Origin of the sequence: Pseudorhodoferax sp., from assembly GCF_047601025.1 — a bacterium.
In the GTDB taxonomy this organism is placed as follows: domain Bacteria; phylum Pseudomonadota; class Gammaproteobacteria; order Burkholderiales; family Burkholderiaceae_C; genus Pseudorhodoferax.
Genome location: NZ_JASGJZ010000001.1, coordinates 2,079,480 through 2,102,013, shown reverse-complemented (window position 1 = coordinate 2,102,013; position 22,534 = coordinate 2,079,480). Strand labels below are relative to the sequence as shown.

Below are 22,534 nucleotides of genomic sequence, written 5' to 3'. Positions count from 1 at the left end.
GTCACTTCGCGTCGAGCACGATCAGGTCGCCGCGCTCGCCGCGCCGCAGCCGCGCCAGGTGCAGCTGCACCAGCGGATCGCCGGGCTGGCGCGCGGCCAGCGCCTCGAACGCGGCCAGCGCCCCGGGCGCCTCGGCCGCCATGGCGTCGTAGGCCTGCGCATAGGCCTGCAGCGCGGCCTCGTCCACCGGCCCGTCCAGGCCGTCGTGCAGCGGCTGGAACACGCGCAGCGGCTGCGTCTTGCCCTTGGGCAGCAGGCGGCCGACGCAGCGCGCGCGCGCGCCCGGACAGCCCGCCAGCGTGGTCTCGGACACGCAGACGCGCGTGCCGAGGTACTTGTTGGCGCCTTCCAGCCGCGCCGCGGTGTTGACGGCGTCGCCCAGCGCCCGGTAGTCGAACATCGCGCTGCCGCCGAAGTTGCCGACGATCACCCGGCCGCTGTGCACGCCGATGCGCGTGTGGCCCAGCACCTGGCGGCCGGCGGCGAACTCCTGCGCGAAGCGCTGCATCTCCAGCGCGCAGTCGAACGCGCGGCGGCGGTGGTCGGGCTGGTGCACCGGCGCGGAGAACATGATGGCCAGCGCGTCGCCGACGATGCGGTCCAGCGTGCCCTGGTGCCGGAACACGATGGCGATCATGCCGTCCAGGTAGGCGTTCAGCAGGCCCACGGCGTCGGCCGGGTCGATGCGCTCCATCAGCCCGGTGAAGCCGGCCAGGTCGGTGAAGATGAAGCTGCAGTCGCGCCGCTCGCCCGACAGCGCCAGCTCGTCCGGATGGCGCACGATGTAGTCCACCAGATTGGGCGAGACGTAGCGCGAGAAGGCCTGCGACAGCCAGCGCCGGCGCTGCTCGCTGGCGTGGTGGCGCAGCAGGCTGCACGGCAGCAGGACGGCCAGCACGCCGAGCGCCGGCGTCAGCGGGTCGACCAGCAGCTGCTGCCGGGTGAACGCCCACCAGCCCGCGCCGCCGAACGCCGCCAGCACGGCCAGCGCGGCCGCCGCGCTGGGCAGCGGCCCGCGCGTGAGCGCCAGCGTGCCGACCAGCAGGCCGCCCAGCAGCATCGCCAGCAGCTCCAGCGTCTCCACCCAGGTCGGGCGCAGCAGGAAGTGGCCGGACAGCGCCTGCTCCAGCGCCTGCGCGTGCACCTCCACGCCGGGCACGGCGGAGCCCAGCGGCGTGGAGCGCAGGTCGCGCAGGCCCTGCGCCGAGGTGCCGACCAGCAGCAGCCGGCCCTGCAGCGCCTGCGCCGGCACCCGGCCCTCCAGCAGCTGCCAGGCCGGGATCGTGCGGGCCGGCGCCGGCGGGCTGAAGTGCAGCCAGATCTCGCCGTCCGGCGTGGTCGGCAGCGCGATCCGGCCGACGCGCAGCTCGGCCAGGCCGTCCTGCGGCTCGGCGCCGGCGCGCAACACGAAGTTCGTCTCATGCTGGCCCACGCGCAGCATCTCGGCCACCAGCGAGGGCAGCAGCCGCTGCTGCGCCTGCTGCCGCAGCAGCAGCGGCAGGCGGCGCAGCACGCCGTCGCCGTCGGGCACGTAGTTCATCGCGCCGATGCCGGCCGCGGCCTCGGCCAGCAGCGGCAGCGGGGCGACCACGGTGCCGGCCTCGAGCAGCCGGTCCGCCAGGGGCCAGCCGAGCAGCACGAAGCGCGCCCGCTCGGGCAGCGGCACGGCCGGCGCGGCGCCATCCGCCTCGGGCCGCACCGCGAAGCCCAGCACCACGCCGCCCGGCGCCAGGCTGGCCGCGAAGCGCTGGTCGTAGTCCGGCAGCCGCTCCAGGGCCTCGCGCAGCGGCGGCGGCAGCGGCCACTGCGGCGCCAGGACGCGCGGCGAGCTGCGGTCCGGCTCGGCGAACACGAAGTCGAAGCCCAGCGCCGCGGCACCGGCCGCGCGCGTGCGGTCGACCAGCTCGGCCAGCCGGGTGCGCGGCCAGGGCCACTGGCCCAGGCGCGCCATGCTCTCGTCGTCGATGTCGATCACGCGCACGGCCAGGTCCTGCCAGGCGCGCGGCTGCCAGCGCTGGTACTGGTCGAACACCATGTGGCGCAGGGTCTGCAGCCAGTCCGGCGCCACCACATGCAGCGCCGCGGCGGCGGCCAGGATCGCCGCCAGCACCAGCGCGTGCACGCGGCCGCGCCAGCGCGGCCGCGTGCGGCGGCGCGGGTCGGCGGCCGTCACAGCACCACCCGGAAGCAGCTGCCGCGCCCCGGCCGGCTGTGCACCTCGATCGTGCCGCCGTGGGCCTCCAGCGCCTTCCGGACGATGGCCAGGCCCAGGCCGGTGCCCGGGATGTCGCCGACGTTGCTGGCGCGGTGGAAGGTTTCGAACAGGTGCGCCTGCTCGCCGGCGGGGATGCCGATGCCGCTGTCGGAGACCTCGATCACGCGCCGCGCCCCTTGGTCGCGCACGGCCAGGCGGACCGGCCCGCCGCCGGGCGAGTACTTGACGGCGTTGGACAGCAGGTTGGTCAGCACGTGCCGCAGCAGCCGCTCGTCGAAGTCGCCGACGGCGCTGGCGCAGGCGTACTCCACGACCACGTCGGCCGCGCGCGCCGGGTACTGGGCGCGCACCTCCTCGGCGCAGTGCCGGCACAGCGCGGCCAGGTCCAGCGGCTGGGGCTGGCATTCGAGCAGCTGCGCGTCGGCGCGGCCGATCAGCAGCATGCGGTCGAGCATGCGCGTCATGCGCTGCACGGCGCTGGCGATGCCCCGCAGCACGTCGGCGCGCTCGGCGGGCGGCATGCGCTCGCCGTAGTGCGCGACCAGGTCGGCCGACGACAGGATGGTGGCCAGCGGCGTGCGGAACTCGTGGCTGGTCATGGCCACGAAGCGCGAGCGCAGCGCGTTGAGCTCCTGCTGGCGCGCCAGCGCCGCGCGCATGTGGTCCTCGGCGCGCTTGCGGTCGGTGATGTCCAGGCAGGTCCAGATCGTGCCGGCCTCGGGGTCGCGGCCGAACAGGCAGCGGCCGGCCATCTGCACCCACAGGCGCTCGCCGTTCTTGCGCACCAGCTGCCGCTCGATGACGCAGCGGCCGTCGCGCGACAGGTGCTCGCGCGCCAGCACGCCCTCGCGCCGGTGGCTCTCCTCGTCCGGGTACAGCAGGCGCGAGGACGCGCCGGTCAGCTCCTCGCGGCTGTAGCCCGTCAGCTCGGCCAGCTTGTCGTTGACCCAGCGGAAGCGCCGGCCCACGTTGAACGCGATGCCGACCAGCGAATGGTTCAGGATGGTCTCGCGCTCGGCCAGCGTCTCGCGCAGCCGCGCCTGCAGCGCCATGCGCGGGCCGACGTCGGAGAAGAAGCCCAGCAGGGCATGCCGGCCGTCCCAGGGCACCCGGGTCACGCCGATCTCGATCCAGGTGGCGCTGCCGTCCGCCTGCGCCAGGCGCAGCTCGTGGCGCGCCGGCACGCGCCGGCGCGCGCCGGCCAGCAGCGCGCGGTCGTCCGGGTGCACCGGCTCCAGCAGGCTGCGGCCGATCAGCTGCTCGCGCGTGCGCCCGGCGATCTGCAGCGCGCGCCGGTTCGCGAACACGAAGCGGCCGCGCTGCACCACCACCATGCCCTCGCCGGCATGCTCCACGACGGCGCGCATGCGCTCCTCGGACGCGCGCAGCGCCTCGCGCGTGGCCTTGGCCTCGGTGACGTCGGAGAAGAACACCAGCATCGCCGGCCGCCCGTCCCAGGGCACGGCGGTGGCCTGCACGTCCAGCCAGCGCACCCGGCCGTCGGCGGTGATGCGGCGCAGCTCGCCGCGGCGCGGCCGGCGGTCGCCGCGCTGGCGCGCGCGCTGGCGCACCTCGGCCAGGCGCCGGTCGTCCGGGTGCAGCCAGGGCAGGTAGTCGGCGCCGTCCGCCTGGTCGGCGCGCAGGTCCATGATCTGCAGCGCGCGCGCGTTCCAGAACGCCACGCGCCCGTCCTGGATCACCGCCATGCCCTGGCCCATGTGCTCGACCACCGCGCGGTAGCGCGCCTCGGAATCGCGCAGCGCGCGCGTGGCCGAGCGGCGGCCCGAGATGTCGCGCAGGAACAGGCCGGCCCCGCCGTCCGGCAGCGCGAAGGCCGACAGCTCCAGCGTGGCCACGCTGCCGTCGCGGCGGCGCAGCGGCAGTTCCAGCAGGTCGTCCAGCCCGCGCGCGGCGGCGGCGCACAGGCCGGCGACCAGGGCGCCGGCGGCCGGCTCCTCGGCCAGCGCCAGCGCCAGCAGCGAGGCCAGCGGCCGGCCCAGCGCCGCCTGCGGCGGCCAGCCCAGCAGCCGCTCGGCGGCCGGGTTCCAGGCGACGACGCGGCCGGCCGCGTCGGTGGCGATCACGCCGTCGCGCGCATGGGCCAGCAGGCCTGCCGCGGCGGCGGTCTGGGCGAGGTCGGACATGGTGGCAGGGGGCCGGAGAGGAAAGCCGGCGCAGCATAGCGCAAGCCTACAATCGGCCATCGACTCCCCAAGGACGCACAAGATGGAGCCGTTGGAAGGCGCCACCCGGCCGAGGCTGCTGGTCGTGGACGACGAAGCCGACCTGCGAGACGTGCTGGCCCGCTACTTCGGCTACAACCATTTCGACGTGCGCACCGCGTCGGACGCGGCACAGGCCCGCGCGCTGATCGCCGAAGCCGAGCCGGACCTGGTGCTGCTGGACGTGAACATGCCGGGCGAGAGCGGGCTGTCGCTGGCGCGCTGGCTGCGCGAGGCGCATCCGCGCGCCGGCCTGGTCATGCTGACCGGCGCGGCCGACCCGGTGGACCGCATCGTCGGCCTGGAGATCGGCGCCGACGACTACGTGACCAAGCCGTTCGAGGCGCGCGAGCTGCTGGCCCGCGTGCGCAACCTGCTGCGCCGGCTGGTGCCGGCGGGCCCCGCGTCGCTCGCGCCGGCGCGGCACGTCCCCTTCGGCCTGTGCGCGCTGGACCTGGACGCGCGCCGGCTGCTGCGCCGCGAGGACGGCGGCGAGGTCCCCGTCTCGGCCGCCGAATTCGACCTGTTGGCGCTGTTCGCGCGCCACCCCAACCGGCCGCTGAGCCGCGACCAGATCATGGCCTACGGCCACAACCGCACCTGGGACGCGCTGGACCGCTCGATCGACCTGCGCGTGATGCGGCTGCGCCGCAAGATCGAGCCCAACCCGGACAAGCCCAGCGTGATCCGCACCGTGCGCAGCGTCGGCTACATGTACGTGCCGGACGATCCCGAGAAGCTGTGAACGCATCCCTCGCGGCCACGCGAGGCCCTGACGAGCACCCATGCGCATCGCCGACGCCGTGCCCCGGGCCCTAGCCCTCCGGGCTCTCGCCCGCCGGGCCGGAGCATGCCAGGCTTCATGTGAGCGTCGCCGCCCTGGCACCCGCCAGGGCGGCGGCCCGCGGCCCGGCGCACCCCGTCGTGGGCGCGATCGGTCCGTGCACCCTGGACACGGCAGCTGGGTGATGGCGCGAGCCGAGAAAAGCAAGTGCCGGCACGGGGTGACGGCCGTTTTCGACAATCGCGGAGCAGCCCCGAACGGGTGAACCGCACGGCCGATCGATCCAGGGGGCAGCAAGCACCTGCCTGCGTTCCGGCCCGTCCACGGCCGTTTCCAGGTTCACGGCGTGTGGGCCGGTGCCCTCACGCCGGGTCCATGCCCTGCCGGCGCTTGGCCTCGGCCGCGGCGGGCGCTGCGAAGAAGGCCAGCAGCGCGCGCGCCGCCTCGGGCTGCCGGCAGGCCGCGGCGACGCCGCCGGAGAAGACCGTGGTGATCTGCACCGCGTCGGGCAGCGGCCCGAGGAGGTCGATGCCCGGCACGTGGATCAGCTCGGCCAGCTGCTGGAAGCCCAGCTCGGCGTCGCCGCGCGCGACCAGCGCGCCCACCGGCACGCCGGGCGGCGCCTGCACGATGCGGCTCTGCAGTTCGTCGGCGATGCCCCAGCGCTCGAACAGCTTCGTCAGCGCCACGCCGCTCGGGCCGGTGGAGTAGCTCAGGCTGCGCGCGGCCAGCACGGCCTGCCGCAGCGCCGCCTCGCTGCCGATGTCGGGCCGCGGCGCGCCGGCGCGCACCGCCACGGCCACGCCGGAGCGCACGATGTCCACGCGCGAGCCGGCCAGCACATGGCCGCCGGCGACCAGCTTGTCGATCGCGTCCTGCGCCAGCATCACGAGGTCGAAGGCCTCGCCGGCCTGCACGCGCTTGGCGGCGTCGACGCCGCCGACCGATTCGAGCTGCACCTCGGCGCCGTGCGCCTGGCGGTACTGGGCGATGAGTTCGGCCAGCACCTGCTTGGTGGCCATCGAGGAAATGATCTTGAGGGGGGTTGCCATGGCCCGGGGTCTCCTGCGCAAAGAAGCCGCGGATTATCCGGGGCGTCCCGGGCCTCGGCACGGCAGGACGCTCGCGGGCGACGGCGGGCACGCGCGACGGGGGACGGCCACGCCGGCCGCGCTCAGTGCGGCAGGGCCGTCGCCTCGTAGGCCAGCGGCAGCCGCACCTGGGCCACGATGCCCTGGGGGTCGCGCCGCAGCTTCACGTCGCCGCCATGGGCGCGGGCGATCGAGCGGCACACCGCCAGGCCCAGCCCGGTACCGCTCTTGCCCGACGCACGGGCGCTGGGCGCGCGGTAGAAGGGCTCGAACACGCGCTCCAGCTCGGCCTCGGGCAGGCCGGGGCCGTGGTCGCGGATCTCGGCCACCACGTCCTGACGGTCGGTGAACAGGCTGACCTCGGCGCGGTCGCCGTACTTCACCGCGTTCTCGATCAGGTTGTCCAGCAGCCGGCGCATGCCCACCGGGTCGGCCTCGACGGTGGCGGCCCGGTGCGGGCCCAGCGTCACCGGCTTGCCGCCCGCGGTGGCATGGCCGACCACGTCCTGCACCAGGTCCGCCAGGTCCAGCCGCTGGCGGCCGGCGGGCTCGGAGGCGTCGCGGACGAAGGCCAGCACCGAGCTGATCATCTGCTCCATCTCCTCCACCTCGTACAGCAGGCCGGCGCGCAGGTCGTCGGGCGCGTCCTCGATGCGAAAGCGCATGCGCGTCAGCGGGGTGCGCAGGTCGTGGCTGATGGCGCCGATCATCGCCGTGCGGTCGTCGATGAAGCTGCGCAGCCGGTGCTGCATGCGGTTGAACGCGTGGGCGGCGCGGCCGACCTCGGCCGGGCCTTCCAGCGCCAGCACCGGCGCCGCGGGGTCGCGGCCCAGCCGCTCGGCCGCGTCGGCGAAGGCGGCGATCGGCCGGGCCAGCCGGCGCGAGAACAGCCAGCCCAGCGGCGCGACGACGGCCGCGGCGACGGCGAACCACAGCAGCACGCGCCGCTGCCAGGCATTGGGAAACGGCGCCGGCACCGGCTGCACCACGGCCCAGCTGCCTTCGGCCAGCTGCACCGCGGCGATGAAGTCGCCTTCGACGAAGGGCGCCGGGGCGGGCAGGCCGAACAGGCCGCGCAACAGGCCCGGCGGTTCCGCGCCGGGCGGGTCCGGGCGCTGGCCGCCGGCCAGGGCCGCCGCCGCGCCGGCCGGGGCGGCGGCATGGCCGGCATCCACCGGCGGGGCGGGCGGCGGCGTTGCCGCGGCCGCTGGCCGGGACGCCGGCGCGGCAGGGCCCGCAGGCGAGGCGCTGGCACCGGCATCGGCGGCCGGCCGCCGCGGCGGGGCCGCCGGCGCGGCGCGCGGTGCGGCCGGCGCGGTGCGGCCCGCCGAAGCCGGCGGCTGGCGCAGCGGCGCGTCGCCGGCAACAGGCTGGGTACCGGGCCGGGCCGCCGGGCCAGGTACGGTGCCGGCGTCAACGGAGGGCTCCGGCCGGGCCGCCGGACCGGGCGCCGTGCCGGCGTTGCCGGGGGACGCCGGGCTCGCCGCGGCCGGGGCGGCGCCGGCATCGCCATGGGCCGGCCCGGGCGTGTCGGGCGCCGCGGCCGGACCGGGAGGCTGGGCTGCCTGGGCGGCCTGGGCGGCAGCCGGCTCGGCAGGCGGCGCGGCGGGCGAGGACGGCGGCGCCGGCGTGACGGGCGTGACGGGCGTGACGGATGTGGCGGGCGTGGCGGGCGTGGCGGGCGTAGCAGACACGGCAGGCGCACCAGGCGCATCAGGCGCGGCGGAGGGCTGGTCGCGCTGGGGCTGGGGGACCGGGGCCGGCGCGGTGCCGGCGGGGCGGTCCGGCCAGCCGAACCCGCCCGGGCCGCCCCCGGGACCGCCGCCGGGCCAGCCACCCGGGCCGCCGGCACCGCCGCCCGTGCCGCCGAACGGCCCGGGCCCGCCGAGGCCGCCCGGCCCGTGGCCGGCCTGGGCCACCACCCAGTGCGTGGCGCGCAGCAGGCGCGGCATGCCGTCGTCCCGCTCGTCGTTTCGTTCGTCCCGCCATGACGAGGGCCGGCGCAGCGCCGGCGCCGGCCCGCCGGCGTCCGGCGGCGCCAGCGGGCCGTGGGCCGTGCCGGCGAACGGCAGGGGCGTATAGAAGAACAGCCGCACCTGCGCCTCGTCGCGCCCCAGCATCTGCGCCAGGTCGTGGCGCGCGCGTTCCGAGGTCAGCCAGCCCGGCCCGGAGGGCGCGGGCGGCGACGCGGCCAGGCTGCGCTGCAGCCGGCGCGCGCCGCCCGGGGCGGCGGCGAAGGCGCTGTCGCCCAGGGCCTGCGCGATGTCCTGCAGCCGGTACTGCGGCGGCGGCTCCGGCGGCACCAGCAGCGTCAGGGCCAGGGTGACGGCCTGGGCGACGACCAGCCCGCCCAGCAGCAGCGCCATCACCTGCAGCGAGATCGGCGGCCCCGACCAGCGCCGGGTCGTGCGAGCGTGTTCCATGCCCCGCATGCTGCCACGCGGCCCGGCCGGCCGGCGCCGGAGGTACCGGCCGCGGCCGGGCGCGGGCAGGCGCCGCACCGGGCGGACGGCAGGCGCCGTCATGGCCGCCGGCGCAGCTCGCGGGTGGCGGCGATCTGGACGATGCCGCGCCGGCCATGGCGGCGGCCCAGCTGCACCACCAGGTCCACCACCGAGCAGGCGTAGTCGATGGTGTCGGCGCGCGACAGCCCCAGCCCGGCCTGCATCACCATCAGGGCCAGCTGCTCCAGCGCGCCGGCCGGGCTGTTGGCGTGGATGGTGCTGAACGAGCCCGGGTGGCCGGTGTTGACCGCGCGCAGAAAGCTCACCGCCTCCTCGCCGCGCAGCTCGCCGACCACGATGCGGTCGGGGCGCAACCGCAGCGCGGCCTGCAGCAGGTCGTGCGTGGTCAGCCGGGCCTCGCCCAGCGCGCCCTTGACGGCCACCAGGCCCAGGCCGTTCGGCCCGGGCAGGCGCAGCTCGGGCGTGTCCTCGACCAGGACGACCCGCTCGCCGGCCGGCAGCTCGCGCAGCAGCGCGTTCAGGAACGTGGTCTTGCCGCTGGAGGTGCCGCCGCTGACCAGCACGGTGGCGCGCGCGGCCACGGCGCGGCGCAGCGTGCCGACCGGGTCGGCCGGGTCGATGGCCAAGGGCTCCGCCGGCGCGATCGCGCCGCCGGGCGCGGCGTAGGCGTCCAGCGCGATGTGCTGCACGCGGTGGCGGCGGATGGCCAGCACGTGGGCGTCGCCGCGCGTGGCCGGCGGCGCCACCACCTGCACGCGCGAGGCATCGGGCAGCGTGGCGGCCAGCAGCGGCCATTCGCGGTTCACGCCCTGGTGGCTGGCGCGGGCGATCTGCTCGGCCAGCCGGCGCAGCCAGGTGGCGTCGAGCTGCGGCACGGCGACGCGCTGCATCGCGTCCGCGCCGGCCCGCTCGATCCACAGCTCGCCGGGGCGGTTGACCAGGATCTCGCTGACGTCGTCGCGCTGCAGCCAGGGCTGGAGCGGCGCCAGGTAGCTGTGCAGGTAGGCGCCGGCGGGCGCATGGCCGGCGGGCGCCGGCTGCTCGGGCAGCGGGTGCATCACCGCTCCTCGGCCGCCAGGCCGGAGAAGTCCAGGTCGCGGGCGACGAAGACCCGCACCGGCGTGCCCTGGGGCACGCGGATGGTCGGCGGGATCTGGGCGTCGCGCTGGGCCGCCACGGCGGCGGCGCTCTGCGCGCCCGAGATCACCGTGGCCGCGGTGCCGATGGCGGCGAACACCTCGACCACCGACAGCATCACCGCCGAGCCGAAGCGCTCGATGAAATGGGTGTCGACCTCGCCGGCCATGCCGGTGCTGCCGGCGAAGTCGGTGGCCGGCGAGGCCAGGGCGATGGACACGCCGTCGGGCCGCAGCAGGCGCGACCACATCACGTAGGCGCGCTTCTGGCCATTGGCCACGTTGCTCTTGTACTGGCCGATCAGGCGCGAGCCGCGCGGCACCAGCACGCGCGAGCCGTCGAACGAGCGCAGGTCCTGGCTGACCACGGCGCGGGCGTAGCCGGGCAGGTCGCTGTCGATCGCGGTTTCCAGCACCGCGGCGATCAGGCTGCCCTGCACCACGGTGTGGGCCGGGTCGGCCAGCCGGCTGGCGCCGACGGTGTCGGCCGCGCTGCTGCCGATGCGCTCGGCGAACGACTCCTCGGCCGACAGCGGCTGCTGCGCGCCGCGCGGGGCATTCCCCGGCTTGGCAGCGACGGGCGCCTCGGCCGGCGGGGCGTGGCCGGCCGGGGCCGGGGCGGGCGCGGCCGGCGCCATGTCCACGATCAGCGACGGCGCGTTGGCGCGCAGGTCGCGCGGATCGGGCTGCGGCACCGCCCGCGGCCTGGCCGCCGGTGCGGGGGGCGGAGCGGCCACCGGGCCCGGCGCCGGCAGGGCCGGTGCGGGTGGCGGCGGCGCCGGCAGCGGCGGCGTGCGCTGCTGCGACAGCGACCAGAACGCCGCCGCGCCCAAGGCCAGCGCACAGGCGGCGCCGGCGGCCAGGCCGAAGCGGTCGCGCCGCTGCACGTGGCCGGCCACCACCGGGAAGGCGTTGCGGCTGGCCAGCGCCAGGGCCTGGGCGTCCAGCGTGCGGCGCGGATCGGCCAGGTGCGCCGGGGGGACGGTGGCCGCCATGGTGGCCAGCGGCAGCGCGGGGACGGGCGTGTGCATCGGCTTCATGGGCCACCGAACAGCCGTGCGTCCAGCGCCGCCGAGGCGGTGCCGGCAGAGGCGGTGCCGGCCGGGGCGGTGCCGGCCGGGGCGGGGTCGGCGTCCAGCCGGGTCAGCACGGCCGCGTCCCGGCCCACGCGCAGCACCAGGCGGGTGGCCGGGCCGTCGACCACCAGGGTGCGGCCTTGCACCGTGTAGTTCACCGGCCCTTCGACGCCGTCCGGGCCCGCGCTCAGGATGGCCGGCAGCGGCGCATCGGGCCGCCAGTCCAGGAAGACCGAGCGGCCGTCGTCGAAGACGTGCGCCGGCAGCAGCTGGCGCGCGCCTTCCTGGCGCCAGGCGAAGTGCAAGGCCGCCGCGCGCGGCGCCGGGGCCTGGGCCACGGCCGGCTGCGGCTCCGGCGGCGGCGCGGGGGGCGCCGCTGCAGGCGCCGCGGGAACGGCCTCGGCCGGCGGCGCGGCCGGCGCCACCCGGTTGAAGCGCAGGCTGTACAGCGCCGGCCTGGCCTTGGCGGCCGGCGCCAGGTCGAACAGGTAGACCCGCTTGTCGGTGACCACCGTCATGTTGGTCGCCGTGCTCCGCGGCATGGGCTTGAGGAACAGCAGGTTGCCGCGCTTGTTCGGCGTCACCTGCCAGCCCAGGCTGTCGCCCACGGCCACGTTCTCGATCTTCTCGTCGTCGCCGAAGACGATGGACGACTGGAAGCCTTCGCGGCCGGCGATGCGCAGCACGGCGTCGGCCGCGTAGTCGACGCTGCGGATGCGCGGGTCCGGGGCCTCGGCCCGGGCCTGGATCGCCGCGGCGGCCAGCAGCCCCAGCCATGCCGGCCTGAGCAGTCTTGGTGGTTTCATGGGGACACCTCGGGTGGTTGGGGAGCAGCCGGGCGCAGCCGCGCCAGGCCGTGGATGCGCTGCCGCGCGCCGGACGGGGCCGCGGCCGGGCCCGTCCGGGGCCAGGGGCCGGCCGGGCCGGGACCTTGTGCCGGGCCCGGGCGGACCGCCGTGCCCGCGGCCACCAGCTGGCGTATGCGCTCGTCCTGGGCCGCGGCGGGCGGTGCCGGGCTGGCGGCGCCCGCGCGCGCGGCGGCATGCAGCGCCAGCGCCGCCGGCAGCGGCGCCTGGGTGGCGGCCGGCAGCGCTGCCGGCACGGCGGGCGGCACCGGCCCGTCGGCGGGCAACCCGGCCGCCGGCGCCAGCGACCAGCCATGCGTCAGCGACGCGGCCGCCCGCAGCGCGATCGCCATCAGCGCCAGATGGACGCAGGCCACCAGCAGCAGGCCGGCGGCCTGGCGCAGCGTGACCGCGCTGCCGGCGTTGCCGATGGCCTGGACCATGGGCGTGACCAGGCGCAGGGCGCCGCTGCCCGCCAGCACGCCCAGCAGCGGCGCCAGGGCGAACAGCAGGGTGCTCTTCAGCCAGCCCTCGAACAGCCCGCGCGTGGCCCGGAACAGCGCCAGCACGATGAACACCGGCCCCAGCGCCAGCAGCGCCGCCAGCGTGATCCTGGCGGCCACGTGCAGCCCGGCGGTGCCCAGCATCAGCAGGAAAGCCGCCAGCCCCAGCACGCCGGCCGGGGTGACCGGGCCGGCCCTGCCGGCCGCCGCGCCGCCGGTGGCGGCATTGGCCTCGGCCGCCTGCTCCACGCCGGCCAGGAGGTCGTCCAGGCGCCGGGCATAGCGGTCCACGGCCGAGCCCGGCTCGCCGGCCAGCACGCGCGCCAGCTCGTCCGGCACGTCCATGGCCAGGTTGACCACCACCTGCTGGTAGGCCAGCCACGAGGTGGCGAAGGTCAGCACCAGGCCCACGGTCAGCGCGCGCGGCGCCAGCAGCGACAGCCGCAGCCGCGTGCGCCCGCTGAGCAGGCCCAGGCCCAGCAGCGCCACGTAGATCGCCAGCAGCACGGTCAGCGCCTGCGACAGCGCGCCCTGCGGGCCGAACAGCCGGCCGAAGGCACCGGCCGTGGCCTGGCGCGACAGGCAGTCGACCGCGCGCAGCGCCTGGGCGATGCCCTCGGGGCCGTCGAGCGGCAGGCCGGTGCAGCCCATCGTCATGCGGCCTCCTCGAAGCGGTCCGGCACGCCGGCCGCCGGGCGGCCGTCCTGGCCGGGCCAGGACGCGCCGGTGAGCAGCGGGTACCAGGCGGCCGGCGCGTCGCCGACGCGCGCGCGGATCGTGTCGAGCCGGCGCACGGCCGACTCGCGGCCGGACAGCACCATCAGCAGGTCGTCCATGCCGCCCAGGTCCAGCCGCGCCACCACCGACTGCTGGGCGTGCCGCACCAGGAAGCAGCGGCTGCTGGCCGGCAGCGCGCGGATCAGCGCGTGCTCGTGCGCCGACAGGCCGAAGCCGCCGCAATAGTCCTCGGCCCGCGCCTTGGCGTTGGGCATGAAGATCATGGTGGCGGTCTGCTCCACCAGGGCCGGAGCGATGCTGCTGTCCAGCGCGTCGCGCGCGCTCTGCGTCGCGAAGCCGACGATGGCATTGCGCTTGCGCAGCGTCTTCAGCCAGTCGCGGATGCGGGCGGCGAACTCCGGGTCGTCCAGCGCCTTCCAGCCCTCGTCGATCAGGATCAGCGTCGGTTCGCCGCGCAGGTGCTCGTCGATGCGGTGGAACAGGTACATCATCACCGGCGTGCGCAGCCGCGGCTGGTCCAGCAGCGTGGTCATGTCGAAGCCCATGACCATGCGCTCGAAGTCCAGCGCGTCGCGCGCGTTGTCGAACAGCCAGGCGTGCTCGCCGCCGTCCACGTAAGGCGACAGGCGGGCGGCCAGGTCGCCCGCGCTGGGGCGCCGGCCGCCGGCCAGCAGCTCGCGGAAGTGGCGCAGCCGGCGCAGCGCGGGCGTGCCGTCGAAGCAGGCATCCACCGCATCGGCGATGGTGGCCAGCTCCTCGGCGCCGTCGGCCGCCAGCAGCACGGCGAACCAGCGGCACAGAAAGGCCCGGTCCTCCGCCGTGCCGGGCAGGGCCAGCGGGTTGAAGCCGGTGCGCTGGCCGCGCGCGATGCGGGCGTAGTGGCCACCCAGCGCGCGCAGGAAGATCTCGGCGCCGCGGTCCTTGTCGAAGAAGACCACGCGCGGCGCGAACTTGCCGGCCTGCGCGGTGAGGAAGTTCAGCACCACGGTCTTGCCCGAGCCCGAAGGGCCGATCACCGTGAAGTGGCCCAGGTCGCCGGCGTGGAAGTTGAAGTAGTACGGCGTGCCGCTGGTGGTCTCGAACACGGTCACGGCCGGGCCCCAGTGGTTGCCCGCGGCCCGGCCGCCGGCAAAGCCGTGCAGCGACAGGAAGCCGGCGGCATTGGCGCTGGAGACCAGGGCGCGGCGCACCAGCAGCGCCTCGTTGCCAGGGAACTGGCCCCAGAAGGCCGGCTCCAGCTGGGTGTCCTCGCGCACCGCGACCACGCCGGCGTCGGCCATGGCCGCGGCCACCTCGGCCGCCGCGGCATCCAGCGCGCCGGGCGTGGCGGCGCGCACCAGCAGCGTCAGGTGGTGGTCGCCGAAGGCGGTGGCGCCGGCCGACAGCGCGTCCTTGGCGGCCAGCATGTCCAGGCGCTCGCTGGCCGCGTCGGCATCGGCCACCTTGAGCCGGCGCAGCGCCAGGTCGATGCGCTCGCGCGCCACCTGGCGCTCGGCCGGCGCGAAGCTCTCGCTCAGCGTGATCTCGTGCGGCAGGCGCAGCAGGGCGTCCAGGATGCCGGGGCGGGTGGCGGCCGGGTAGTCCTTCAGCGACAGCAGGGCGGCGAAGCTGCGCGTGCCGGCGCCGGCCGTCTCGATCGCGTTCAGGCCGAAGCTCACCCGGGCATAGGGCAGGTGGTGGCCGACGTCGGCCTGGCGGGTGGCGCGGGCCGTACCGGCCGCGGACGGCGCCGCGTCGGGCAGGGCCACCGGGCGCAGCTCGCCGTTGTACAGGGCCGACAGCAGTTCCAGCGGCCGCGCCAGGCGCACGCCGCCGGCCGCGTCGTCCACGCCCAGCAGCGTGGCGCCGTAGGGCGCCAGGCCGCTCAGCAAGGCGGTGGTGGCCGCATCCAGCTCGCGCCGGGCGTCGGCCTGCTGGTCTTCGGGCGCGCGCAGGCGGCGCAGCAGCCGCTCGGCCCAGCCGGTCTTGCCGCGCGCCGGGCGGCGCAGCACGGTGATGAACTGCTCGTTGGCGTACAGCGGCTGGCGGGCCAGGTGCGCGCGCCGGCGCTCGTCCAGCGCCTCGGCGAAGGGCGACTCGAAGATGCCCTCGATCGCCACCGCGGTGCGCAGCCGCAGGATGTGGTGGTAGACCACGAAGCGGGCGTCGACGGCGCTGCGCAGCAGCAGCTCGCGCACCGCCTGGTGGTGGTCGAGCGCGTCGGCGTCGTCGGTCTCGAAGGGCAGGCCGGGGACGCGGATGACCCGCATCACCGCGCCGTCGCGCAGTTCGACGGTGCCGTCGTCGTGCTGGCGGCGGTAGGGCAGGCGCGTGCCGGCGCGCACCTCGCGCGCCGACCAGGCGGCCGGTCCGGTCCATTGCATGGCGGTTTCCTCGTTCAGGTCAGAAGCTGTGGATGGATCGACCGCGCCCGTAACGGGGTGCGGCGGGCCGCAGGCGCAGGCCGCCGCCGTGGCGGGTGCCTGGGCAAGGACGGCAACGCCCGCATGGAAGGCGTGCCCCGGCCCGGAGGGCTAGGGCCCGGAGGGCTAGGGCCCGGAGGGCTAGGGCCCGGAGGGCTAGGGCCCGGAGGGCTAGGGCCCGGAGGGCTAGGGCCCGGAGGGCTAGGGCCCGGGCACGGCGCCGGCGATGCAGATCGGCGTTCATTCGTGGCCTCGCGCGGACATGCGCAATGCGTCCACGGCCTCTCGGGCGGGGGGACGGCTCAGGGCGCATAGCTGTTGCAGCCCCAGCGCTTCCAGTTCGGCAGCCGCGGGCAGCGGCTGACGCGGGTGAGCCACAGGTCGAACACGCGCGGCTCGCGCAGGCAGGCCAGGTAGCCCGCGGCATGGACCAGCAGCGCCAGCGGCAGCACCGCGAACGACTGGCTGACCAGGAAGGCCTCGGTCGTCACCAGCGCGTTGAGGACGAAGAAGCTGTAGGTGACGCCGGCGAACATCTGCGGCCGGGTCAGGGCGCGGAACACCGGCGTGCTGGCCAGCGCGGCCATGGCTCACTGCCCGGCGGCGATCGCCGCGCCGCGGATGCCGGTGACGATGGCCGCCGAGCCGAACAGGATGAAGCAGCCCAGCACCACGGTGGCGCCGAAGCGCCAGTTGAGCCGGCCGGTCAGCATCATGAAGCCGACCATGGCCACGGCGATCACCGCCACCGCGGTGGCCACGTTGCCCAGCAGCGTGCCCTGCACCCAGGCCAGCGCGGCCAGCAAGGGGCCGGAGCCTTGCGGATCGGCGGCGGCGAAGGCCGGGCCGGCGAGCGCGAGCGCGGCGGCATGGCCGGCGGCGCGGATGGCCCGGCGGGCCGGACGGTGGGGGACGGACGGGACGGCGAAGCGTCGGCGCATGGCGGAGCCTTTCAGGGTTGGGGAGAGGACAGGGAAGAGGACGGAGAAGAAGGCCAGGCAGGGGCGGCGGAAGACGGCGTGGACGCGGCCAGCCGGCCGAGCACCTGGTCGACGAAGCCGCGGGTCTCGGCAAAGGCCGGCACGCCGCCGGCGGCGTCCACCGCGGCCGGGCCGGCGTTGTAGGCGGCTAGCGCCAGCCGCAGGTCGGCGTAGCGGTCGAGCTGGCGGCGCAGGTAGCGCGCGCCGCCTTCCAGGTTGGACACCGGGTCGTGCGGGTCCACGCCCAGCTCGCGGGCGGTCTCGGGCATCAGCTGGGCCAGGCCGATCGCGCCCTTGGCCGACCGCGCGCCGGGCTGCCAGCGGCTTTCCTGCCAGACCAGGGCTTCGAGCAGGGCCGGGCTCAGCCGGTGGCGGGCCGCGGAGGCGTGCAGCGCCTCGCGCAGCGGCGCGGGCACGGCGCCCGGCCCGGCTGGCGCCGGGCCGGCCGGGCGGGGGTCGGCCGCCACGACCTGCAGCCGGCCGGCGGCGTCCAGCGCGAAGACATCGCCATGGGCGCGCGGACTGGCCAGGGCGCAGGCCGCCAGCGCGGCCAGGGTGGCCAGGGTGGCCAGGCAGGGCGCCGGCAGCGGGGCGAAGAAGCGGTCGGTGGGCAAGGCGGCAGGGCGTGGGTGGACGGTGCCGGCACTGTGCGGGCCGCGGCTTGCCGCCGGATTTCAGCGCCTTGCCGAGCGATTGCGGCGCGATTGCAACGCATTGCACGGCTGCAAACTGGTGCAATCGGCGCCCCCGTTGCCTGCGAGCGCCTATCCTGTCGGGGGCGCTGCCCTTTTCGCACCATGGACCTGTCCACCCGCATCCTCATCGTCGACGACGACGCCGGCATCCGCGAACTCGTGTCCGGCTACCTGGGCAAGCACGGCTTCCAGGCCGACAGCGCGGCCGATCCGCCCGCCATGCGCGAACTGCTGGCGCGCCAGCGCTACGACCTGATCGTGATGGACGTGATGATGCCGGGCGAGGACGGCCTGACCGCCCTGCGCGCCCTGCTGCGCGACGGCGGGCCGCCGGTGATCATGCTCTCGGCCGTGGGCACCGACGTGGACCGCATCGTCGGCCTGGAGATCGGCGCCGAGGACTACCTGGCCAAGCCCTGCAACCCGCGCGAGCTGCTGGCGCGCATCCGCACCGTGCTGCGCCGGGCGGCGCGCGGCGGCGCGGACGCGGCCGGGGGCGCCAATGCGGCCGCGCCGGCCGACGCCGCGCCGCCGCCCTGCCTGTGCTTCGACGGCTGGCGCCTGAACCTGCAGGAACGCCTGCTGCACGCGCCCGAAGGGCAGCCGGTGGCGCTGTCGGACGGCGAGTTCCGCCTGCTGCGGGCCTTTGCCGAGCACCCGCGCCGCGTGCTGACGCGCGACCAGCTGATGGACTACGCGCTGGGCGCCGACAGCCAGGCCTACGACCGCGCGATCGACGTGCAGATCAGCCGGCTGCGCCGCAAGCTGTCGGAGTTGCCCGGCGGCGCCGGGCTGATCCGCACGGTGCGCCACGAGGGCTACATGTTCGTGCCCGCCGTGACGCGCGGCTGATCCGGGCTCCCCCCCGCCGCATGCCCCGCGCGCGGGCATGCAACGCCGTGCAATGCGGCTGCAAACGCACGCAATCCGGCTGCAAAGGCGGCGACGGAAGCTGGCGCTCCCCTCTACCCAAGGAGCGCGTCTTGACGACCGACCATCCCCACTCCCCGCGGCCGCCGGCCGACCGCCCGGCCCACGCGCATGCCGGCCATGGCCACGGCCTGGCCGAAGACCTGGCGCAGATCGCGCAGCTGCGGCTGCCGCGGCGGCGCGCGATGTCCTGGCTGGCCACGGCGGCCGGCAGCGGCCTGGCGCTGGCCGGCGGCCCTGCGCTGGCGGCGCCGCCCCGCCGCGGCGCCGCCGCCGGCCACGCCAGCCCGCCGGGCGCCGCCGGCGCGCCGGCCTCCAGCGGCGGCTCGTCCAGCACGGCGAGCACGTCCGGCACGTCCAATAGCAGCTGCACGGCCTACGCCACCGAGACCAACGGGCCGTACCCGGCCGACGGCACCAACAGCGCGTCGGGCGCGACCTCGGACATCCTGACCGCCAGCGGCGTGGTGCGCAGCGACATCCGGTCCAGCTTTCTGGGCACGGGCAGCATCGCCCAGGGCGTGCCGCTGGCCTTGACGCTGACCCTCGTCGACAGCAACGGGGGCTGCGCACCGCTGCCGGGCTACGCGGTCTACGTCTGGCACTGCGACCGGGCCGGGCTGTACTCGCTGTACACGGCCCCCGCCGAGAGCTACCTGCGCGGCGTGCAGGTGACCGATGCCAACGGCCAGGTCAGCTTCACCACCATCTTCCCGGCCTGCTACGCCGGGCGCTGGCCGCACATCCACATGGAGGTGTTCGCCAGCCTGGCGTCGGCCACCACCGGGCGCAACGCGCTGCTGGTGTCGCAGCTGGCGCTGCCCAGCGCGGCCTGCAGCGCGGTGTATTCCGGCGCCTCGGGCTACAGCGCCAGCGTCTCGAACTTCTCGCAGATCACGCTGGCCAGCGACAACGTGTTCGGCGACAACGGCAGCGCCCAGCTGGCGGCGATGACACCCGCGATGAGCGGCAGCGTCTCGGCCGGCTACGCCGGCACGGCCACCGTCGGCCTGGCGGCCTGAGCGGGCCGGCCCCTCCCCTTCCCCTTCTTCTCGAAGCACCCCCCAAGGATTTCCCGATGCACAAGCACAACCTGTTTTCCGCGCCGGACCATGGCCACAGCCTGGGCGAGGACCTGCCCCGCATGGCGGCCCTGGCGCAGCGCCGCCGCCTGCTGTCCTGGCTGGCCGCCGGCCCGGCGCTGGTCCTGGCCGGCTGCGGCGGTGGCGGCGACGACGGCGGCACCTCCAGCACCACTACCACAACCTCCAGCACCACCGCGTCCGGCGGCACCGGCAGCGGCTCCAGCAGCAGCGCGTCCGACACGTCCGGCAGCAGCAGCGGCAGCTGCACCCGCTACACCACCGAGACCAACGGCCCGTACCCGGCCGACGGCACCAACAGCTCGTCGGGTTCGACCTCGGACGTGCTGACCGCCAGCGGCGTGGTGCGCAGCGACATCCGCGCCAGCTTCATCAGCTCGACCACCGTGGCGCAGGGCGTGCTGCTGACCCTGACGCTGACGCTGGTGAACACCAACGCCAGCTGCGCCCCGCTGTCGGGCTACGCGATCTACGTCTGGCACTGCGACCGGGCCGGGCTGTACTCGCTGTACACCGTGCCCGCCGAGAGCTACCTGCGCGGCGTGCAGGTGACCGACGCCAACGGCCAGGTGACCTTCACCACCATCTTCCCGGCCTGCTACGCCGGGCGCTGGCCGCACATCCACATGGAGGTCTTCAGCAGCCTGTCGACCGCGACCACCGGGCGCAACGCGCTGCTGGTCTCGCAGCTGGCGCTGCCCAGCGCCGCCTGCAGCGCGGTGTATTCCGGCGCCTCGGGCTACAGCGCCAGCGTCTCGAACTTCTCGCAGATCACGCTGGCCAGCGACAACGTGTTCGGCGACAACAGCAGCACCGAGCTGGCGGCGATGACGCCGTCGATGAGCGGCAGCGTGTCGGCCGGCTACGCCAGCGCGGCCACCGTCGGCCTGGCGGTCTGACACCGCCGTGGCGCGGACCGGCTAGAACCGCAGGGCCCGGAACAGGCCGTTGCGGCCGTCGGTCCACGGCGGCGCGTCCGGCGGCGGCCGGGGCGGCCAGCCGGTCTGCTGCAGCGCCTCGGGGATGCTGCGGGCGACCAGCACCCAGGTGGTGGCGCTCAGGTGCTCCTCGTCCGGGCTGTCCTCGATCTGCCAGGCCGACAGGCCCTGGTCCTCGGCCAGCCGGGCGACCACCGGCGCCAGGTCCAGGTAGCGGTTGGAGACGTGGAAGGCGACCAGCCCGTCGGGCCGCAGGTGGCCCAGGTAGGCCTGCAGCGCCTCGCGCGTCAGCAGGTGCACCGGGATCGCGTCGCTGGAGAAGGCGTCCACCGCGATCACGTCGTAGCCGCCGGGCCGGCCGGCGGCCAGTTCGCGCTCCATCGACAGGCGCGCGTCGCCCAGGCGCAGGTCCGGCGCCGCGGCGGCCTCGGCGACGAAGCGGAACCACCGCCGCGCCACCTGCACGACCTGCGGGTCCAGCTCGTAGACCACGTAGGCGTCGGCCGGGCGCGCGTAGCTCAGCAGCGTGCCGGTGCCCAGGCCGATGGCGCCCACGCGCACCGGCGCCGGGCCGGCGGCCTGGGCCTTGTGCGCCAGCGCCAGGCCGATGCCGCTGCGCGGGCCGTAGTAGCTGGTCGGCAAGCGCCGCCGCTCCGGGGCCGTGAACTGCTCGCCGTGCATGATGCCGCCGTGCAGCAGGCGGCGCGTCTGCAGGTCGCCGCTGCCCTGCTGCGTCACGCGCAGCAGCCCGTAGGCGCTGCGCACGGACGCGATCGCGCCGGCCCGCTGGTCGTGCAGGTACTGCACGCCGTACCAGCCCACGCCGGCCACCGCTGCACCGGCCGCCAGCAGCGCCAACGCGCGCGAGGACCCGCGGCCCGGCCCCCCGCGCCAGGCGGCCGGCAGGCCCGCCAGCGCGGCGGCCAGCAGCAGGCCGGGCAGCTCCCAGTAGCCCGACAGCACGCGCGGCGCGAGCAGGCCCACGCCCAGGCCGCCGATGGCGCCGCCCAGCGCCAGGCACAGGTAGAAGCGCGTGAGGTGCCGCGGCGCCGGCCGCAGCGCCGCCAGCTCGCCGTGGCAGACCACGCTGGCCAGGAACAGGCCGGCGGCGAACAGCGGGATCGCCACGCGGATGTGCAGCACGCCGCCGCTGGCCGACAGGCCCCAGGCCATGGCCACGGTGGCGCCCAGCATCGCCAGCAGCCACAGCCGGCGCGCCACCGGGCCGAGGTACCAGCCCTGCCCGCCGCGCCCCTCGAACACCAGCATGAAGGACAGCAGGTACAGCGCCAGCGGCACGATCCACAGGAACGGGATGGCGGCGATGTTCTGCGTCATGTGCGCGGTGACGGCCAGCAGCAGCGCCGAGGGCAGCGCGGCCAGCGCCACCCAGGCGGCCTGCCGGCCCCACCCTGGCGGCGCGGCGGCCGCGCCGGGCAGCGGCGCATCGGGCGGCGCCGGCGCGCCGGGCGCGGTCGCCTGCCAGGCCACCCCGGCGCAGGCCAGCGCGAACGCGCCGTAGGCCCAGCTCCAGGCGTGCGACTGCTGCAGGCTGTCGAACCAGGGCTCGACCAGGAACGGGTAGGCCAGCAGCGCGGCCAGCGCACCGGCGTTGGACCAGGCGAACAGCCGGTAGACCTGCCGCCGCGCGGCCGGCGCCAGCGACTGGCTCAGCCAGCGCTGCAGCAGCGGCGAGGTGGCCGCCAGCGACAGGTAGGGCAGCCCCACGGTGGCCAGCAGCAGCACCAGGATGGCGCCGGCCGCGTCGCCGTCGCCGGCCGGCTTGGAGGCCGCGTCCGGCACGATGGGCAGCACCGCCAGCGCGGCGGCCAGCAGCGCCAGGTGCACCGCGCGCTGCAGGCGCCGCGGCCGCGCCTGCAGCCAGTGCGCGTACAGGTAGCCGGCCAGCAGCAGGCTCTGGAAGAACACCATGCTGACGCTCCAGACCACGGCACTGCCGCCGAACCAGGGCAGGATCTGCCGCGCCACCAGCGGCTGCACCAGGAACAGCAGGAAGCTGGACAGCACGATGGTGGCGCCGCAGGCGAGCGTGAGGGGCATCGGGGCATTCTGCCGAGCCGCCCGCCGCCGGCCGTAGGAGAACACCCACGGCGCGAACGCCTGCCCGCCGCTGGCGGGCGCGGCCGGCACGCCGCATGCTTGCCGGTACGCCAGGCACCACAGGAGCTGTTCGACATGACCCAGACCGCACAGATCACGGGCACGGTGGAATACCGCGCCGGCGATGGCCCGATGCAGACCATCCCCAAGGGGCCGGTGGAGATCGTGGCCACCGCGCTGGACGCCACCATCAGCTGGCAGGACGGCGGGCTGAGCAACAGCGCGGCCGTGCCGATCGACGAGTTCCAGCGCTACGTGGCGCAGGGCGACATCCGGCTCGACGGATAGCG

The 22,534-nt window shown here is 76.2% G+C and carries 18 protein-coding genes; 5 read left to right on the top strand and 13 right to left on the bottom strand.

Annotated elements, in window-relative coordinates; all coding sequences use genetic code 11:
• Position 1: 1 nt before the first annotated feature.
• Together QM782_RS09860 and QM782_RS09855 are read right to left on the bottom strand one after the other, a co-directional pair.
• Complete coding sequence (locus tag QM782_RS09860; RefSeq protein WP_415202744.1) at positions 2–2,173, bottom strand: CHASE2 domain-containing protein; 2,172 nt, start codon at positions 2,171–2,173, stop codon at positions 2–4.
• On the bottom strand, positions 2,170–4,359 hold the full coding sequence (locus tag QM782_RS09855) for a PAS domain S-box protein (RefSeq protein ID WP_415202743.1): 2,190 nt from the start codon (positions 4,357–4,359) through the stop codon (positions 2,170–2,172). Before QM782_RS09855 ends, QM782_RS09860 begins: the two co-directional genes overlap by 4 nt.
• Before the next feature lie 82 nt (positions 4,360–4,441).
• On the opposite strand from QM782_RS09855, the gene QM782_RS09850 reads away from it, so the two are divergent.
• Entirely contained in the window at positions 4,442–5,182 is a 741-nt protein-coding gene (locus QM782_RS09850) for a response regulator (protein ID WP_415202742.1), read from the top strand.
• A 401-nt stretch (positions 5,183–5,583) separates the two neighbouring features.
• Here QM782_RS09850 and QM782_RS09845 read toward each other — a convergent pair whose 3' ends face one another.
• The 10 genes from QM782_RS09845 to QM782_RS09800 all read right to left on the bottom strand — a co-directional run bounded on the left by QM782_RS09845 (position 5,584) and on the right by QM782_RS09800 (position 17,071).
• Positions 5,584–6,273, bottom strand: a complete 690-nt coding sequence (locus QM782_RS09845) for a substrate-binding domain-containing protein (protein ID WP_415202741.1) — start codon at positions 6,271–6,273, stop codon at positions 5,584–5,586.
• Between the two features lie 122 nt (positions 6,274–6,395).
• Entirely contained in the window at positions 6,396–8,735 is a 2,340-nt protein-coding gene (locus tag QM782_RS09840) for an ATP-binding protein (RefSeq protein ID WP_415202740.1), read from the bottom strand.
• A gap of 98 nt (positions 8,736–8,833) precedes the next feature.
• The gene (gene virB11, locus QM782_RS09835; protein ID WP_415202739.1) at positions 8,834–9,835 is read right to left on the bottom strand and encodes a P-type DNA transfer ATPase VirB11; all 1,002 of its coding nucleotides are present in this window, start codon (positions 9,833–9,835) and stop codon (positions 8,834–8,836) included.
• Positions 9,835–10,944, bottom strand: a complete 1,110-nt coding sequence (locus QM782_RS09830) for a TrbI/VirB10 family protein (RefSeq protein WP_415202738.1) — start codon at positions 10,942–10,944, stop codon at positions 9,835–9,837. Before QM782_RS09830 ends, virB11 begins: the two co-directional genes overlap by 1 nt.
• A gap of 5 nt (positions 10,945–10,949) precedes the next feature.
• Positions 10,950–11,795, bottom strand: coding sequence for a TrbG/VirB9 family P-type conjugative transfer protein (locus QM782_RS09825; RefSeq protein WP_415202737.1), 846 nt, complete (start codon positions 11,793–11,795; stop codon positions 10,950–10,952).
• The gene (locus QM782_RS09820) at positions 11,792–12,994 is read right to left on the bottom strand and encodes a type IV secretion system protein (RefSeq protein WP_415202736.1); all 1,203 of its coding nucleotides are present in this window, start codon (positions 12,992–12,994) and stop codon (positions 11,792–11,794) included. The genes QM782_RS09825 and QM782_RS09820 overlap by 4 nt, the downstream gene beginning before the upstream one ends.
• The gene (locus QM782_RS09815) at positions 12,991–15,438 is read right to left on the bottom strand and encodes a VirB4 family type IV secretion/conjugal transfer ATPase (protein WP_415202735.1); all 2,448 of its coding nucleotides are present in this window, start codon (positions 15,436–15,438) and stop codon (positions 12,991–12,993) included. The genes QM782_RS09820 and QM782_RS09815 overlap by 4 nt, the downstream gene beginning before the upstream one ends.
• A 341-nt stretch (positions 15,439–15,779) precedes the next feature.
• Complete coding sequence (locus tag QM782_RS09810) at positions 15,780–16,064, bottom strand: type IV secretion system protein VirB3 (RefSeq protein ID WP_415202734.1); 285 nt, start codon at positions 16,062–16,064, stop codon at positions 15,780–15,782.
• Positions 16,065–16,067: 3 nt separating this feature from the next.
• Positions 16,068–16,418 carry a TrbC/VirB2 family protein gene (locus QM782_RS09805; RefSeq protein ID WP_415202733.1) on the bottom strand — a complete coding sequence of 117 codons (351 nt, stop codon included), beginning with the start codon at positions 16,416–16,418 and terminating at the stop codon, positions 16,068–16,070.
• Positions 16,419–16,429: 11 nt separating this feature from the next.
• Positions 16,430–17,071 (bottom strand): lytic transglycosylase domain-containing protein, encoded by a 642-nt coding sequence (locus tag QM782_RS09800; RefSeq protein ID WP_415202732.1) that lies wholly within the window; start codon positions 17,069–17,071, stop codon positions 16,430–16,432.
• A gap of 183 nt (positions 17,072–17,254) precedes the next feature.
• Here QM782_RS09800 and QM782_RS09795 point away from each other — a divergent pair, with 183 nt between their 5' ends.
• From QM782_RS09795 to QM782_RS09785, 3 genes are all read left to right on the top strand, one after another.
• A complete protein-coding gene (locus QM782_RS09795; RefSeq protein ID WP_415202731.1) occupies positions 17,255–18,004 on the top strand; it encodes a response regulator in 750 nt (249 codons plus the stop codon).
• Between the two features lie 131 nt (positions 18,005–18,135).
• Complete coding sequence (locus QM782_RS09790; RefSeq protein ID WP_415202730.1) at positions 18,136–19,104, top strand: intradiol ring-cleavage dioxygenase; 969 nt, start codon at positions 18,136–18,138, stop codon at positions 19,102–19,104.
• 56 nt (positions 19,105–19,160) lie between these two features.
• Entirely contained in the window at positions 19,161–20,084 is a 924-nt protein-coding gene (locus QM782_RS09785) for an intradiol ring-cleavage dioxygenase (protein ID WP_415202729.1), read from the top strand.
• A gap of 21 nt (positions 20,085–20,105) precedes the next feature.
• Here QM782_RS09785 and QM782_RS09780 read toward each other — a convergent pair whose 3' ends face one another.
• Positions 20,106–22,184: a spermidine synthase gene (locus QM782_RS09780; protein ID WP_415202728.1), complete on the bottom strand. Its 2,079-nt coding sequence runs from the start codon at positions 22,182–22,184 to the stop codon at positions 20,106–20,108.
• A 135-nt stretch (positions 22,185–22,319) separates the two neighbouring features.
• Between QM782_RS09780 and QM782_RS09775 the strand changes: the two genes are divergently transcribed.
• Positions 22,320–22,532, top strand: a complete 213-nt coding sequence (locus tag QM782_RS09775) for a hypothetical protein (RefSeq protein ID WP_415202727.1) — start codon at positions 22,320–22,322, stop codon at positions 22,530–22,532.
• Positions 22,533–22,534 lie beyond the last annotated feature (2 nt).

What these genes read in the sequence shown, in the direction of transcription:
- QM782_RS09855 (WP_415202743.1), bottom strand. Translation starts at nt 4,359, where the DNA reads ATGTCCGACCTCGCCCAGACCGCCGCCGCGGCAGGCCTGCTGGCCCAT.
- QM782_RS09850 (WP_415202742.1), top strand. Translation starts at nt 4,442, where the DNA reads ATGGAGCCGTTGGAAGGCGCCACCCGGCCGAGGCTGCTGGTCGTGGAC.
- QM782_RS09845 (WP_415202741.1), bottom strand. Translation starts at nt 6,273, where the DNA reads ATGGCAACCCCCCTCAAGATCATTTCCTCGATGGCCACCAAGCAGGTG.
- QM782_RS09840 (WP_415202740.1), bottom strand. Translation starts at nt 8,735, where the DNA reads ATGGAACACGCTCGCACGACCCGGCGCTGGTCGGGGCCGCCGATCTCG.
- virB11 (WP_415202739.1), bottom strand. Translation starts at nt 9,835, where the DNA reads ATGCACCCGCTGCCCGAGCAGCCGGCGCCCGCCGGCCATGCGCCCGCC.
- QM782_RS09830 (WP_415202738.1), bottom strand. Translation starts at nt 10,944, where the DNA reads ATGCACACGCCCGTCCCCGCGCTGCCGCTGGCCACCATGGCGGCCACC.
- QM782_RS09825 (WP_415202737.1), bottom strand. Translation starts at nt 11,795, where the DNA reads ATGAAACCACCAAGACTGCTCAGGCCGGCATGGCTGGGGCTGCTGGCC.
- QM782_RS09820 (WP_415202736.1), bottom strand. Translation starts at nt 12,994, where the DNA reads ATGACGATGGGCTGCACCGGCCTGCCGCTCGACGGCCCCGAGGGCATC.
- QM782_RS09815 (WP_415202735.1), bottom strand. Translation starts at nt 15,438, where the DNA reads ATGCAATGGACCGGACCGGCCGCCTGGTCGGCGCGCGAGGTGCGCGCC.
- QM782_RS09810 (WP_415202734.1), bottom strand. Translation starts at nt 16,064, where the DNA reads ATGGCCGCGCTGGCCAGCACGCCGGTGTTCCGCGCCCTGACCCGGCCG.
- QM782_RS09805 (WP_415202733.1), bottom strand. Translation starts at nt 16,418, where the DNA reads ATGCGCCGACGCTTCGCCGTCCCGTCCGTCCCCCACCGTCCGGCCCGC.
- QM782_RS09795 (WP_415202731.1), top strand. Translation starts at nt 17,255, where the DNA reads ATGGACCTGTCCACCCGCATCCTCATCGTCGACGACGACGCCGGCATC.
- QM782_RS09785 (WP_415202729.1), top strand. Translation starts at nt 19,161, where the DNA reads ATGCACAAGCACAACCTGTTTTCCGCGCCGGACCATGGCCACAGCCTG.
- QM782_RS09780 (WP_415202728.1), bottom strand. Translation starts at nt 22,184, where the DNA reads ATGCCCCTCACGCTCGCCTGCGGCGCCACCATCGTGCTGTCCAGCTTC.
- QM782_RS09775 (WP_415202727.1), top strand. Translation starts at nt 22,320, where the DNA reads ATGACCCAGACCGCACAGATCACGGGCACGGTGGAATACCGCGCCGGC.